Raw genomic sequence first — 15442 nt, 5'->3', positions numbered from 1 at the left:
ATTTTAAACGGTTTTATTAAGAATCGATCCAAAGCATATTTTCTTTGAACGCACAACAGACGGTTCAGGAAAATATGCTTTTTTTGAAGAAAAGAAAGGAGCAACGTATGGTGAAATTCATCCACGCTGCCGATGCCCATCTAGGGATTACATATGCCGGTGTCGGAAAGAACCAAAAGAAAATCGCCAGAGAGTTAAAGCAAGCGGCGTTTGATGCCTTTGAAAGAGTCATTGATGTGGCGATTGAAGAAGAAGTCGATGCGCTTGTGTTGGCTGGGGATTTGCTGGATAGTTCTCGTACCTTCGTCAAAGAAAAATTGTTTTTGCAGAGTCAATTGAATCGCCTGGAACCATTTGGAATTCCTGTCATTGTAGCGCTTGGGAATCATGATGCGGGCACTTCATACGTTTCTGGAGAGCATATTTATACTTTTGGGAGTGCTGTTGAAACGATTGAAGTGGAGACGAGAAACGGAGAACGTGTGGCCTTTAGTGGATTTAGTTATGAGGTTCCTGTTGTAGCTACGAGGAAAGTTCAAGAGTATCCGGTAAAGAGTGCTAATTGTGACATTCATATTGGGGTCTTACATGGAGAACTGACGACTGCACAAGGTCGTTATGCGCCATTTTCTATTCCTGAACTACGAGAAAAAGGCTATGACTACTGGGCGCTTGGACATATTCATACGTGCCAAGAAATCTCCAGCCAGCCATGTGCGTGGTATAGCGGTACGACTCAAGGAGCGGACCGTAAAGAGAATGGTCCAAAGGGAGCTTTGCTTGTAGAGATTACACCCGGAACTGCCCCAGAGGTTCGCTTTATTGAAACGAGTACGATGGATTGGACGGAGGTAGAGTTTGCTATCAGCGAGACCGCTCGTTTAGAAACTTTACCGTATCTCATCGTAGAGGCATTGCCAAGTCCGGCTAAACGTAGTCTTGTGACGCTGCATTTACAAACGGAAGAATCAATCTATTCAAGAGAGGATTTAAAACAACTGACAGAAGTTGTGAATGGGTTATTAGAAGAAAAACGCAGCCTTGTAACCGTGATGAGTATTCGAGAACAAGTTACAAAACCGCTTCGAGGAGCTTCTGGAATTTCTCTTTCGGGAGATGTGGATGCATCCCTCTTTTCTGAAATGGAGATTGCCAAGAGTGGGTTTTCGAATCAGCTGATGAGCGACTTCCTGCAAAAAGAAGATGTCCAAGAAGAGATTCACGAACGTGCACTTCGCTTATTAGACGCTCGCTTTTCGGGAAGGGAGGAAGGGTAATGTACATTTCAAAAATCGAAATCGATCATTTTGGAAAATGGGAACATGAGACCTTTACTTTCCATCCGAACTTACAAGTCGTACAAGGCTTGAACGAATCTGGAAAGACGACCCTTCGACGCTTTATCGAGCAGATGCTTTTTGATTTTAAACAAAAGAAAAATGGCGTTTATCCATATCAACCACTCCATACGAATACGCGTGGCGGACGGATGTGGATTGAAGATGAAGGGCTGGGTACTCTCATTATCGAGCGTAGCGCCGTTGGGTCGCAGAGGAAACTCGTTCTACGGAGTGCCGAGACTGGTCAAGAGTTGCCAGAAACGATGCTGGAACGTGTTCTTCATGAGTTGACGATGAATGAGTATCATTCACTCTTTGGATTCAATGAAGAGGAATTGCAAAATAATGCGTTCGAAAGTGAAGAAGAAATCCATCGTTTCTTGTACAGTTTGAGCGTTATGGGGCATAAGGGTGCCTATGAGGAGAGTCAAAAGCTCCTTGCCGAGGCGAATAAGTTGTTTCGTCCACAGGCAAAAAAACTCGAACTCAACGAGAGAATGGACCGACTCGAAGGCTTAACAAATCAATTGGCACAAACTAAAGGCGAAAATGCGCTTTATGAAGGCTATATGAGTACTATCCAAGAGCTTCAAAAGGAAGAAGAGGGATTATCTGTAAAATTACAAGACACAGAATCTAGACTCGATGTCTTAGAGAATAAGCTCGCTCATTTTGACGCCTTAGAAGAATTCCGTGCAATGGAGGGACTACAAGAGTTTCCAAAAGACTACGACCATAGTAAGGCTGTAGAAGGCAATAATACTTTACGTGCCTTTGAAAAAGAACTCGAAAGAACAAAAATCGAGTTAGAGCAGGCAAAAGCGGAAGTAGAAGTACTTGAACAAGCAACAGAGGATACGACTCTTGAAGCACTGTACGCGAAGGCTCAAGGTGCTGCAGCGGTAGAAGAGCGTGCCTTTGAATTGGAACGTGAGTTGAAGACGCATCCGGGGAATATTGGTGTTCAAAGTGAACATGCCAAACCATTTACAGAGGCTGAATTAACAGAATTAGATACTCTTCAAGGGGAAAAAGGACATGCAGGTCAGTTCCAATCATGGCTTCTTATTATGCTTGTTGGAATCATTGCCATTATCGTGGTTGGATTTTTAACGAACCAAGTAGTGCTAGGTGTTGGGGTTGCTGCAACATTTGGAATTGGCGGAGGTTTCTTCTTGCAGAAAAATGGAAAAATCCTTGCTCCAAAAACGAATGCAGTAGATGAGCAAGTCCAACAGCTCCTTTCAGGGAAAGGAATTGAAGTAACTCAAGACGAAGCAAGACGATTTATTCGAAGAAATGAAGGACGTAGCGTCAATGATTTCTTACAAAAGAAGGCGCAATTTGTACAATTGGAACAAAGACTAGAAGCCTTTAAAGAGGAAAGTAAAGACTTCTGGACAAAAGAACAAATCACACCTCCTGCTACGGTGGAGCAACAGCTACGCATTATCCGTGAGACATGGATGACTTCGCAAAAACGAGTGGCAAAATTAGAACAACTTCAAGAAAGTATCTTAAAGAAAGAACGCCATTTAGCGCAATTGGAACAAGATACAACAGAAGTGCGGGAAGAATTACAAGTAGCCATTTCACCACTTGGAATGACAACAGTAGAAGAGTTTAGAACGCAGTTACCAACACTGGACAATCGTGTAGCCTTAGTTCAAAAGAGAGCGTATATTGAAAAGCAAGTGGCCATCTATACGGATGAAGAAAAAGAAAGCTTAGAACGACAAATGCTTGAAGAGGAAATTCAAGACGAGTCCTTCACGAAGGCGCAGTTGGAAAGTAAACGGAAAGAAGTACGTGACCAATTGGCAAGTACGAAAACAAAGGCAGAACTGCTCGAAGAAGATGACAATGCAGAAGCCCTTCAACTGGAAGCAGACTTTGAGCGATTCGAAGTGCAAGAGGCTATTAAAGATTGGGCAACGCAAGTGTATGCAGCCAAATGGATCTTGAAACAACTGGAAGAAAAAGTCCCAACAAGAGTGCCATTGATTTTAGATGAGGCGAGTCGCATCTTTAGCCGATTGACGATGGGGCAATATACAAAGATTCTCTTAACGGATACGCAGGCGAAGGTGCAACAAGCAAATGGCCAGTGGATGGAAGCTTTCTATCTTTCAAAAGGAGCGTTAGACCAACTGTATGTCGCGATTCGTTTTGCCTTTATTTTCCAATTAGCGAAGAAGATGAAAATTCCGGTGTTAATCGATGATGGATTCGTCAATTTTGATAGAGAACGCCTATCGATTATGTTAGAATTAATGGAAGAGCTATCACGCGTAACACAAGTTTTTTACTTTACAACGGAAGTTCCGCTTCAGTTACCTAAAGAGAATGTACTGAAGTTAGGGGAAAGAGAAAGAAGGTAAATCATGACAAAAAAATTATATGAATACAATGTGGACGAGAGTTTTGAAATCTGCCTATTGATTAAATCTGCAGATGTGCGCATGGCAAAAAATGGCAATCCGTTTATCGCCTTCACGTTCCAGGATCAATCAGGTCAAATGGACGGAAAATATTGGTCTGCGACTTCAGACGATATTGCAAAATACGTACCAGGAAAAGTAGTAGTTGTGAACGGGAAACGCGAAATGTACAATAATTCGCCACAAGTGAAAATTGTCAGCCTTCGACTTACTGACGCTTCAAAAGGAGAGCCAACATCTGCGAGCCATTTCGTAGAACACGCTCCAATGACGAAGGAAGAAATGGAAGAAGAAGTAAACCAAATTATGTTCGATATCACAAATCCATATTTGCGTCGCATCGTCCATAATATCTTGAAGAAATACCAAGAAGCCTTCTTCGAGTTTCCTGCAGCGAAACGTCACCACCATGCGTTTGTGGGTGGTTTAAGTTTCCATACAGTTTCGATGTTACGCCTTGCTAAAGCCATCGCAACGCAATACACACAAATCAACCGTTCGTTATTATATTCGGGTGTGATTTTACATGATATTGGTAAAACGATGGAATTAACAGGCGCAATCGGAACAGAATACACACTTAAAGGGAACCTACTTGGTCACATCGTGATTATGGACGAAGAGATTACAAAAGCCTGTGAAGAACTCGATATCGATGAAAATCAAGAAGATGTGCTTTTATTAAAACATCTCGTTCTAGCACACCACGGCAAACTCGAATACGGTTCACCAGTCCGTCCGCAATTATTAGAAGCAGAAGTATTACACCATATCGACTTGTTAGATGCGACGATTACAATGATGTCAAATGCACTCGATAAGACAGAACCAGGCGCATTCTCAGAGCGTGTATTCGGTTTAGATAACCGCTCGTTTTATAAACCATTATCCCATGAGTAAGAATAAAAGTTTGATAGTATGTGTAAATTGATAAGCCATCAATATTACTAGCAATGCTCCAACCGACACTCTTTTAATCGAGGTGTGAAATGAGAACATTTGGTTCAAAAAAACTAATAAAATTGATTTTACAATTTGCGATAGGCCTTGTGTTATGCGGGCTATTATGGATTTTGTTTAGTTTTACTCGTCCAAAATATAATGATGAAGCTTTGTTTTCTTATGAAATCATCAATCAATCAGATCAGAATATCGAAGAATTGGTTATTGGTGAGTATTCTGAGAACGATATTAACTCTCCAGAGGACCGGGTGTATTTAAAAAATTTAGCGGCTCATTCTAGAACAAGAGGAGCTGTAGACATTTCTAAATCAGAAAGAAGTGTTTCTCCATTCTATTTAGACTATGTATATCAAGGAAAAAGGAAAACTTTGCTAAAAACGGTATCTGTTGAAACTAGACCCAAAGGACTTCATATCACTATTACTATTAAGGAAGTGGATAACGAGGGTTACATGACGGGAACTAGCGAAATTAATTCGTTTATTTTTGAAAAACGAGAATTTACTCCAGAAAGTATAAAAAGAGCTGAGAAAGCTAATACTACACCATAATTAGAAAGTCGTTAGATTGATTTAAGAGGAATTAGGCTAATTTATAGCTTAGTTCCTTTTTTGTATTGAAGTGGGTTCCTTCCTGTGCTAACATAAACACAAAAGTAAGGAGGACTGTCAATGAATCCAATAGGAACAAAAACAATTCAGACAGAACGATTACTGCTTAGACCTTTTCAATTAGAAGATGCCACTTCGATATTTAAAAATTGGTCGAGTGATGCAGAAGTGACACATTATTTGACGTGGCCTCCTCATGAATCTGTCCTGACAACTAAAGAGAGCATTAAACGATGGGTAGACGGCTATCAAAATCCACTTCAATTCAAATGGGCAATCGTATTTAACAATGAGGTTGTTGGTAGTATTGATGTAGTGCATTTGGAAGAAAAGCTGGATGCTGTGGAAATCGGATATGCACTTAGTCGCAAATGCTGGGGAAAAGGAATTATGACAGAAGCGCTTATTGCAGTAATCTATTATCTCTTAGAAGAAGCGGGCTGCAATAGAGTAGCCGCACGTCACGATGTGAATAATCCAGCCAGTGGAAAAGTGATGCAAAAGGCTGGCATGATTTATGAAGGTACACTGCGACAATATGGCAAGAATAATCAAGGTATCTGTGACATGGCATATTATTCGATTATTAAAGCAGATAGATTGAAGTAGGAGTTAAGTATATGTGTTTGATTTGTGAGCGGATAGAGTTAATTAAGCAAGGTAAAAATCCGCATTTTGTAAAAGAACTTGAAACGGGTTATGTGGTAATAGGAGACGGACAGTATTTTAAAGGGTACACATTGTTCCTAGCCAAAGAACACGTAACGGAATTGCATCAGATGGAATATGAAACAAAAATTAAATTTCTTGAAGAAATGAGTATTGTTCAAGAAGCCGTGTCAAAAGCGTTTCAAGCTGAGAAAATGAATATCGAATTGCTAGGTAATGGTGATGCACATGTACATTGGCATCTATTTCCAAGAAAAGCAGGGGATATGAAAGGGTATGGCCATAATGGAAGAGGCCCTGTCTGGTGGGTTCCATGGGAAGAAATGTCATCTGAAGAATATCAACCAAAAGAGAATGACCTGCTTCAATTAGTCAATCGTTTAAAAGAGTATTTATAAATAGTACAAGAAGACATCTACAAAAGTAGGTGTCTTTTTTTGTGAGCAGATAATTTTGTGATTATGAATTCGTGAGATATACTCTAAGTGTAATTAAAAATATTACAGTTAGAAAGGTGATTTTATGACAACAACAGTAAAAAATATCATTATTGGTTTCGGTAAAGCCGGAAAAACATTAGCAGGATACCTAGGAAGTATTGGAGAAGACACGATTTTAATCGAAAAATCAAAAGAAATGTACGGTGGAACCTGTATTAATGTCGGCTGTATTCCTTCTAAAAAATTAGCAACCAAAGCACTTCGCAAACAATATTCAAACGAAGACGCTAGCAGCTACTATACAAAGAGCGTTCAAGAAAAGAAAGCATTGATTGCGGCTTTAAACACAGCAAACTACAACAAAGTAGATTCAGTTGAAAAAACACAAATTATCGACGGAACTGCACGCTTTGTAGATGACCATACAGTAGCTGTAGATACTGCAGAAGGAGAAAAACTCTTCAAAGCTGATCGTATTTTCATTAATACTGGAGCAACTCCATTCGTACCACCAGTAGAAGGTTTAACAATCGGTGGAGCAATTCACACAAGCGAAACAATCATGAACTTAGAAGAATATCCAGAAAGCCTTGTCATTATTGGTAGTGGATTTATCGGATTAGAGTTCGCTGCAACTTATGCACAATTCGGTACAAAAGTAACAGTAATCGATGTGACTGAAGCATTCCTTCCTCGTGAAGACGAAGATGTGGCACAAGCTGTGAAAGAACAATTAGAAGCTTTAGGCGTTACTTTCAACTTAGGCGTTCAATTAAAAGCAGTTCATCAAGAAGGCGGTAAAGCAGTGGTAGAAGCTACTACAGGAGAAGGTGCACCAGTTGCCTTTACAGCAGATGCAGTCTTAGTTGCGACAGGTCGTCGTGCAAACGTACAAGGTCTTGATTTAGACAAAGCTGGCGTGGAATTAACAGAACGTGGCGCAATCAAAGTCAATGAATTCTTACAAACAAATGTGCCTCATATCTTCGCAATGGGTGATGTAAACGGCGGACCACAATTCACATTCGTATCATTAGATGATTTCCGTATCGTAAAACGTTTCTTAGCAGGGGATACAACATATTCAACAAAACAACGTGCGAAATTCCCAACAGCAACATTTATTAACCCACCTTTAGCAAGCGTTGGTTTAAATGAAAAACAAGCCAAAGAAGCAGGTATCGAAGTCAAAGTTGCGAAACTTCCTGCAATGGCAATTCCAAAAGCTAAAATCTTAGGAAACCAAGTAGGATTCTACAAAGTATTAGTGGACGCTTCAACAAACCAAATCGTTGGTGCAACATTATTCGCAGAAGAAGCACATGAAGTGATTAACATTATCGCAACTGCAATGAACGCGAACTTACCTTACACAGTTCTTCGCGATCAAATCTATACTCACCCAACAATGGCAGAAGCTTTAAACGACGTATTCGGCTTAATTAAGTAGGGGTTATTATGGGAAATGACTTTATCGTAATGATTCACTGCCTAACTTATCTGGCAATTCATCACGAAAATCGTTATTCAAGCAAAGACCTCGCATTTAACGCTTGTAGCAACCCGGCGATTGTTCGAAAATTGATGAGCCAAGCGGTGAAGAAAGGCTGGGTGTCAACCACTGTGGGGAAACAAGGTGGCTACCAATGGCAAGGCAATCCAAAAAAGGTGAAACTCGGAGAAATCTTCTTATTAGTATCCGAGGATGAACGCTTGGAAAAAGCCTTCAAAGAAGCTGCCGACCCTACCTGCCTTGTGAGCACACGCATGGGAAGCGTTATGGGCAAATTGCAAGAAGAACAAATCCAACAACAAATTAATTTCTATAACAAACGCACCATCCAAGACATGATTGATGGTGTCCAAACGGAATGTCACTAGTAAAGACCGAGCAGCCGCTCGGTCTTTTTAAGTAATCATTATAATGTATACATTATAATGATTTTTTTATTTTTAAAGCATAATAACTTAAAAGTATTTAAAAATGATAATTTTTAAGTTATAATAATAGTGCGATAATTTTAAGAGAGTGGGAGTGAGAAGATGAGTGAAACAGCAATTGGAAGTAATTGGACAGATGTTAGAAATGATTTATTTACCCAAGAAGAAATCGCAGCTACTGATTTAAGAGTTGTTATTATTAGTGAATTAATTCGTGCCAGAAAAGAACTAGGAATTAGTCAAAAACAATTAGAAGAGTTGAGTGGGGTGAAGCAACCCGTTATCGCTCGAATTGAAACGGGGAAGAGTACGCCACAACTAGATACCTTATTAAAGATTCTAGGGTGTTTAGGAAAAACACTAGCCATCGTGCCATTATCGAAATCTGAAGTGAAGTAGAATGTAGATACTCAAAATTATCATATATGATAATTTTAAGTTTTTGTTTTCCTCGGAGTGGAGGTGGTTTTCTTGTCGAAGAACCTTGAAGTGTTTGAGCAGCCACACACCAAAAACTTTACAAAGCTGATTAAAATAGTTGTACATTCCAAATGTGCAGGATTTTTGGAAACATAAATACAAGGTAGAAGAAACAATGCTCTATCAAAAAGCTAAGAAGATAGACGAGTCTTTTTGTTTATTGAAAGAATAGTGGGGCAAAGGTGCAAGACCCAGGCTTGCACCGTTGCCCCACTATAACTCTTTCAATAAAAAACAAAAAGACGCAAGTCTATCTTTTTCCTTTTAAAGAGCACCAATTTAGTATTATTTCTTTTAACGTTATTTATCATATGTCACAAAAAAGCTCCCGGCACCAATTGGTACCAGGAGCAGTGTTGATTTTAATGTAAGACTTTGTTTAAGAAGTTTTGAGTACGTTCGTTTTGTGGGTTACCAAACACTTCTTCAGGAGTTCCTTCTTCGATGATATAACCACCATCCATGAAGATAACGCGATCGCTAACCTCACGCGCAAATCCCATCTCGTGTGTTACCACAACCATCGTCATCCCTTCTTTAGCTAGGTTTTGCATTACTTCTAATACATCCCCAACCATCTCAGGGTCGAGTGCTGAAGTTGGTTCATCGAATAATAACATCTTTGGTTTCATTGCAAGTGCACGGGCAATAGCCACACGTTGCTTTTGACCACCTGAAAGAGATTTAGGAGAGACATCAGCCTTGTCTGCAAGACCAACCATGCCTAGAAGTTCCATCGCATGTTCAGTTGCAGCTTCTTTCGTCTCACGTCCTAATTCTACAGGAGCTAAAATGATATTTTCTAGAACGCTTAGGTGAGGGAAGAGGTTGAAGTGTTGGAACACCATTCCGATTTCCTCACGAACTTTATTTAAGTTTGTTTTTTTGTCTGTTAAATCATAGCCGTCGATGATGATGTGTCCGCTATTGATTTTTTCAAGACGGTTTAAGCAACGAAGGAAAGTGGATTTACCAGAACCTGAAGGCCCGATAATACAAACTACTTCGCCTTCCTCAATAGAAAGGTCGATGGATTTTAACACTTCTAAGTCGCCATATTTCTTTTGTAGTTTTTGAACTTCGATAATAGCCATTATTTTAAATTCCTTTCTAAGTGAGCTGATAGTTTCGTTAATAGAACGATCACGATTAAGTACATCACGCCGACAATTAACCACATTTGACTTGATTGTAAGTTACGAGCGATGATGACTTTACCTGTTTGTGTTAATTCGGCAATACCGATAATTGAAAGGATAGAAGTATCTTTCAATGTGATGACAAATTGGTTAATGAATGAAGGAACCATAATGCGAATCGCTTGTGGTAAGATTACTTTACGCATGCTCTTTGAATATGGAAGGCCTAAACTCATGCAGGCTTCGTATTGACCTTTATCAACGGCTTGGATACCACCACGAATGATCTCTGCGATATAAGCAGAAGCGTTCAAGCTGAGGGTGATGACACCTGCTACGAATGGTTGCATCGTAATTTCAAAGGCTTGTGGAATTCCAAAGTAAATGAAGAATGTTAAAACGATTAGTGGAACACCACGGATAATGTCAATGTAAAATCCTGCGATGGCTTGTACGATATTGTTTTGGCTAGTTTTCATTAAACCGAAGATAATACCGATTAAACTTGCGAAGATTAAAGCAACAACGGTTAATACGATTGTGTTCCATAAACCAGTTGCAAGAGTGTGCCAGTTTGTTTTGATTAAACCTAGAATGCTTGTTGCTTCACTGTTTTCGCTAGCATTCGTTGTGTATTTGTTGATGATTTCATCATACTTACCACTTTCTTTTAGTTTTTTCAAACCGTTATTGAAAGCAGTGATAAATTCAGCATTGTCACCTTTATTGACAGCAACACCATATTCCGTTTTGTTTTCATTATGGTCTGTCATTTTTAAGGATAGGTTGTTCGTTTTGATTGAGTAGGCAAGAACAGGATAGTCTTCGAATAAAGCGTCACTGTTTCCTACCATTACATCTTGATACATACTAGATGAATCTTCGAATGTTGTTGTTGTAAAACCATACTTACTCTTAATAGATTCTGCGTAAGTAGCGCTTTGTGTTCCTAATTTAACAGCAACTTTTTTACCTTGTAAATCAGAAAGGCTTGTGATGTCAGAGTTTTTAGAAACTCCCATCCCGATTCCGCTGTCATAGTAACTATCTGTGAAGTCAAATTTTTGTTTACGTTCATCCGTAATACCCATTCCGGCCATCACGGCATCTACTTGTCCAGCTTCTAGTGCTTGAACGGCAGCATTGAAGCCAAGTGGTTTGAATTCTACTTCGAAGCCTTCAGCCTCTGCGATACTCTTCATTAATTCAATATCAATTCCGACGTATTCACCATTTGTATCTTGGTATTCAAATGGAGCAAATGTAATATCTGTTGCGATTACATATTTTTTAGTTTCTGCTTTAACAGAACTTGTCGGAGAAACGAGGGATAGAAGAGTCATCAATAGAGTGACTAGAACAGCTCCCAAGCTCAATTTTTTTATGTTCATACATATTCCTCCAAATCTACCTTACGTATAAGGTTTTTCTATTATATGGAAGTTTTTCTGGAAATGCAAAAATCTAGTCTCATTTCACGTTACATTTTATGACATGAGTTTTTGAGTATAAAAAAACTCCCTTCTCTCATGAAAGAGAAGAGAGTGATGCTTATTTTTCTTGTTCAAGGACACGCCAAATGGCTTTTGCCACACCGCCGTTAACATTGGTGTCTGTTACAAAATCAGCAATGGCTTTTACTTCGTCTGGAGCGTTTCCCATCGCAACACCAATTCCAGCATCACGAATCATCGACACATCATTGAAGTTATCTCCAATGCCAAAAACTTGCTTCATCGATAAGCCAAGAGTTTTTGCATAGTGAGCAACCGCGATGCCTTTTTGTGCATCCTTATGATTGATTTCTAAATCCGTAATAAATGCAGAAGTTACGACAAGGTTTGGATGTGCTTGGTCGATATGTTCACGAACGGACTTGAAAAAGGCTGGCCCGTCATCGTGAGAAACGATAATCTTAAACACTTTAATATCTGGAATCGATAGCACTTCTTCGGCAGTAGTCACATCGGTTGCCTCTAGAAGGATTTTTAGCTGTCTGATTTCTTCTTTCAATTGTTCAGGCGATAGATTATTTCTTTCAGCCTTTTTTCGTTCGATCACTTTGTTGATAAAGAGAGCATAGTTTTTTCTAAAGTTTCCTTCAGAAGTCACGAGCTGCCAGTCCAAATCGATCGAATTGAAGTAGTCTAATAGAGTATAGACGGTATCGTGTGGAATCGTTACTTCCCAAATGATGTTGTGGTTCTTATCGAAAATTTGTGCCCCATTCATGGCGATGACAGGAAGATGCAATTCTGCTTGTTCGAGCGCTAAATTGGCTTGAAGATAATCGCGTCCAGTACAAACGATGAAGTGTTTCCCCTGTTTTTGGAGTTTTCGAATCGCTTGAATGTTGTTTTTATGTACCTCTACGTGGTTCGTGAGGAGAGTACCGTCCATATCCGATGCAAATAATTTAATCATAGGGCAAACCCTCTATTTCATTTCTTTAAGGTGTGTTTGCAATGTTTGAATTTTATCTTGAATACGTCTGAAGCGAGGTTTATTTTCCAGTTGGAATTTTGTGACTTCTTCTTGAATAGAGTTCACAACTTCCATTGTTTGTGGAACAATCACTTCTTGGAGTTCTTTAATGCCTCTTTGAAGAGTTGTTTTACCAGTATTAATCACGGTAATATCCTGTGTTACTTCTTGAATTTGTTTAGATAGAATTTCGCGGTTTTCCTTTCCGCTTCTTGGATTGTTTAGTAGGGCAACGGCTCCTCCGATAACACTACCGAAAATAAAACCTTTTAGAAATTTACTCATTGATTATGCCTCCATTTGTTCGCGAATTGACTGCGCGATTTCTGCTAATACTTCTGAACTTGGGTTAGTCGGGTGCCATTTTAATCCAAAGCCATCTTCATTTGTATAGCGTGGGATTAAGTGGATGTGAGAATGGAAGACGCTTTGGTAGGCCAACTCCCCGTTATTACTTAAAATGTTTAATCCTTTAATATCTGGGTTTGATGCTTGAACGGCACGTGCAATTTTAGGAATACGTGCAAATACCGCGCTTGCTAAGTCTTCATCATATTCGAAGATATTTGCTACGTGTTTTTTTGGAACAACCAGTGTGTGTCCAGGTGTTACTTGCGAAATATCGAGGAACGCAAGTACTACGTCATCTTCATACACAATATGTGCTGGAATTTCTTTATTAATAATTTTGTCAAAAATGCAATCTGTCATGGTGTTTCCTCCTTGAGTTCGTACCTCTATGGTATCAAAAAATGCTGTAAAATGAAAGGCTTTCAGGACGGAGAGCTGTTATTTAGTTCTTAGAGGCGGAATTGTTCGAGGGTTCTATACTTGAATAAGAAAAGTGCACTTATTCCGCGTTCTTTCACACTTTTTTGGCTTTATGGTATAATAAGGAGAATAGTTAGATAGGAGAATCTATATGACACTACAATTAAACAAAGTGACTGCAGGATATACGAAAGTTCCTGTCATTACGGATATTACTTTTGATGTGAATCCAGGAGAAATTTGTGGACTTATCGGGCTGAATGGTGCCGGAAAGAGTACAACGATTAAAACGATTATTGGGCAGCTGACACCTTTTAGCGGAAGAGTGGAAGTAGAAAAACTAAGTATTCTCGAAAACCAACGTGGCTACCGTCAATCAATTGCGGTTATTCCAGAAAGTCCAGTTCTCTATGAAGAATTAACGTTTAGAGAGCACATTGAATTTGTGGCTCGTTCGTATCATCAAATGAACGAAAAAACAATGGCTCATGCGATGGAACTTGTAGAAGCGTTCCGTTTAACGAAGCAATTGGATTGGTTCCCAGCGTATTTCTCAAAAGGGATGAAGCAAAAAGTATTAATCGTCTGTGCGTTAATGCTAGATGTACCCGTCTATGTGGTCGATGAACCATTCTTAGGGCTCGATCCACTAGGGATTCGTACTTTACTTCAGGTCTTAAAAGAGAAAAAAGAAAAGGGTGCAGCGATTTTAATGTCGACTCACGTATTAGATACTGCTGAGAAGTATTGCGATCGTTTCATCGTATTACACGAAGGAAAAGTGATTGCTCAAGGCGATATCGAAGGCTTACGCGCCTCTTCGAATATTGAAGAATCTTCTTTAGAGGAAATCTACTTTGCATTAACGACAGGGGACGATGCCGATGAATAGTGCAGAGCTTTTTGAAACTCGAGTAAGAAAATATCAAAAGAAAAGCATGAAGTATATGCGTTATGTACTGAATGACCATTTCTTGATTGTTTTATTTTTCTTATTTGGCTTTATCATGGTGCAATACTCGAGTTGGATTCAATCGATTCGTGTGTTGGAATTACCATTGTTAGGATTGCTTGGAACTTTACTAGCGAGTGTTCCATTCTTTGGTGGAGTAGCAACGTTACTCGAACCAGCTGATGGAATCTTTTTATCGGTAGTAGGACAAGACTTTAAGGCGTATTTACAAAAAGCCATTCGTCGAAGTTGGATGCTTCCGATACTTGTGATGTTGGCTTCGACAGGAATCATTTTTCCAATTGTGGCGCAAGCTTTTGGAACGAATTTAAGTATGTTCGTTAAATTATTCCTATTACAAGTGTTCTTTAAAGACTTGTTATTCCGTTGTACGAAATACGCTTACCGTGGAGTACTTCATTTTACATGGATGGAAAAACTCGGTATTTACATGATTGCAGTTGCGAACTTCTTTGGAATGTTTTTATGGATTTCTGAAGGTTGGTCAATTGTATTATTAGTTATTCCAGTACTTCTAAGTATTTTTGTCGAACAATATTATGGGAAAGCAGCATTTGTATACCAATTTGATAAAATGATTGAAATGGAATTAGAAAGACAACAACGTATTTATCGTTTATTTGCCTTATTTGTCGATGTACCAATGTTGCATAAACCTCATGCACATCGTCGAACTTATCTCGATGGCGTATTGAAGATGCTTGTTGGAAATCAACCTAGTGGGCATCGCTATTTAGTAAGTCGTACAGTCATTCGAACAAGTCAATACATGAGTTTATTATTGCAACTGGCAGTCGTGAGCTTTGTAGTGGCGTTATTCTCGCAGCCGTATTATTGGAACTTTATCGTAAACGCGTTACTTGTGATGCTTTTAGGCTTCCAACTGGTAGGAGTGATTCAAAGCGCGAATACGCAAAATAGTCATTTTGCTTCTTTAGTGGATAGTAATACTCGACTTAAGGATGATTTATCGGTTCTCATGATGACGATGGTCGCATCCGGTGTCGTACTTGGGATTTCTTCTGCAATTGGCATGCGCGAATTGATTGGTTTAGTAGGAATTGTTTTCTATCCGATTTTTGGAATTTTATTTACACAGTTTTATTTACGGTATCGATTTCTTAAGAAGAGAAGAAAAATTTAAGTTTGTAGGCTAAAAGTAGCACACAAACTTGACTCAAATGGCATAA

The 15442-nt window shown here is 39.2% G+C and carries 16 protein-coding genes; 11 read left to right on the top strand and 5 right to left on the bottom strand.

All coding sequences use genetic code 11. The features are described from left to right. The first annotated feature begins 107 nt into the window (after positions 1-107). The 9 genes from O3793_RS03425 to O3793_RS03385 all read left to right on the top strand — a co-directional run bounded on the left by O3793_RS03425 (position 108) and on the right by O3793_RS03385 (position 8804). The gene (locus O3793_RS03425; RefSeq protein ID WP_371445665.1) at positions 108-1277 is read left to right on the top strand and encodes an exonuclease SbcCD subunit D; all 1170 of its coding nucleotides are present in this window, start codon (positions 108-110) and stop codon (positions 1275-1277) included. Further along, on the top strand, positions 1277-3721 hold the full coding sequence (locus tag O3793_RS03420) for an AAA family ATPase (RefSeq protein WP_371445664.1): 2445 nt from the start codon (positions 1277-1279) through the stop codon (positions 3719-3721). The genes O3793_RS03425 and O3793_RS03420 overlap by 1 nt, the downstream gene beginning before the upstream one ends. A 3-nt stretch (positions 3722-3724) precedes the next feature. Beyond that, on the top strand, positions 3725-4681 hold the full coding sequence (locus tag O3793_RS03415; protein ID WP_371445662.1) for a 3'-5' exoribonuclease YhaM family protein: 957 nt from the start codon (positions 3725-3727) through the stop codon (positions 4679-4681). A gap of 89 nt (positions 4682-4770) precedes the next feature. Continuing rightward, positions 4771-5295, top strand: coding sequence for a hypothetical protein (locus tag O3793_RS03410; RefSeq protein WP_371445660.1), 525 nt, complete (start codon positions 4771-4773; stop codon positions 5293-5295). Positions 5296-5415: 120 nt separating this feature from the next. Next, positions 5416-5964, top strand: a complete 549-nt coding sequence (locus O3793_RS03405) for a GNAT family N-acetyltransferase (protein ID WP_371445658.1) — start codon at positions 5416-5418, stop codon at positions 5962-5964. A gap of 11 nt (positions 5965-5975) precedes the next feature. Beyond that, positions 5976-6422 carry an HIT family protein gene (locus O3793_RS03400; protein WP_371445656.1) on the top strand — a complete coding sequence of 149 codons (447 nt, stop codon included), beginning with the start codon at positions 5976-5978 and terminating at the stop codon, positions 6420-6422. Positions 6423-6546: 124 nt separating this feature from the next. Continuing rightward, positions 6547-7914, top strand: a complete 1368-nt coding sequence (locus O3793_RS03395; RefSeq protein ID WP_371445655.1) for an FAD-dependent oxidoreductase — start codon at positions 6547-6549, stop codon at positions 7912-7914. Positions 7915-7922: 8 nt separating this feature from the next. After that, positions 7923-8345 (top strand): Rrf2 family transcriptional regulator, encoded by a 423-nt coding sequence (locus O3793_RS03390; RefSeq protein ID WP_371445653.1) that lies wholly within the window; start codon positions 7923-7925, stop codon positions 8343-8345. A gap of 162 nt (positions 8346-8507) precedes the next feature. Then, a complete protein-coding gene (locus tag O3793_RS03385; RefSeq protein ID WP_371445651.1) occupies positions 8508-8804 on the top strand; it encodes a helix-turn-helix domain-containing protein in 297 nt (98 codons plus the stop codon). Between the two features lie 443 nt (positions 8805-9247). On the opposite strand, the gene O3793_RS03380 is transcribed toward O3793_RS03385, so the two are convergent. The 5 genes from O3793_RS03380 to O3793_RS03360 all read right to left on the bottom strand — a co-directional run bounded on the left by O3793_RS03380 (position 9248) and on the right by O3793_RS03360 (position 13219). Beyond that, positions 9248-9979, bottom strand: coding sequence for an amino acid ABC transporter ATP-binding protein (locus O3793_RS03380; protein ID WP_371445649.1), 732 nt, complete (start codon positions 9977-9979; stop codon positions 9248-9250). Next, entirely contained in the window at positions 9979-11415 is a 1437-nt protein-coding gene (locus tag O3793_RS03375; protein WP_371445648.1) for an amino acid ABC transporter substrate-binding protein/permease, read from the bottom strand. The genes O3793_RS03380 and O3793_RS03375 overlap by 1 nt, the downstream gene beginning before the upstream one ends. A gap of 160 nt (positions 11416-11575) precedes the next feature. Beyond that, positions 11576-12448, bottom strand: a complete 873-nt coding sequence (locus O3793_RS03370; protein ID WP_371445646.1) for a Cof-type HAD-IIB family hydrolase — start codon at positions 12446-12448, stop codon at positions 11576-11578. Between the two features lie 12 nt (positions 12449-12460). Continuing rightward, positions 12461-12793, bottom strand: coding sequence for a YtxH domain-containing protein (locus tag O3793_RS03365; RefSeq protein ID WP_371445644.1), 333 nt, complete (start codon positions 12791-12793; stop codon positions 12461-12463). A gap of 3 nt (positions 12794-12796) precedes the next feature. Continuing rightward, positions 12797-13219: an HIT family protein gene (locus O3793_RS03360; RefSeq protein WP_371445642.1), complete on the bottom strand. Its 423-nt coding sequence runs from the start codon at positions 13217-13219 to the stop codon at positions 12797-12799. A gap of 211 nt (positions 13220-13430) precedes the next feature. Here O3793_RS03360 and O3793_RS03355 point away from each other — a divergent pair, with 211 nt between their 5' ends. Together O3793_RS03355 and O3793_RS03350 are read left to right on the top strand one after the other, a co-directional pair. Then, positions 13431-14171, top strand: coding sequence for an ABC transporter ATP-binding protein (locus O3793_RS03355; protein WP_371445640.1), 741 nt, complete (start codon positions 13431-13433; stop codon positions 14169-14171). Beyond that, the gene (locus O3793_RS03350; protein WP_371445637.1) at positions 14164-15396 is read left to right on the top strand and encodes an ABC transporter permease; all 1233 of its coding nucleotides are present in this window, start codon (positions 14164-14166) and stop codon (positions 15394-15396) included. The genes O3793_RS03355 and O3793_RS03350 overlap by 8 nt, the downstream gene beginning before the upstream one ends. The last annotated feature ends 46 nt before the right edge of the window (positions 15397-15442 follow it).

It is taken from the genome of Granulicatella sp. 20925_1_28, assembly GCF_041433575.1.
In the GTDB taxonomy this organism is placed as follows: Bacteria; Bacillota; Bacilli; order Lactobacillales; family Aerococcaceae; genus Granulicatella.
This window is presented reverse-complemented; position numbering and strand designations above follow the sequence as displayed.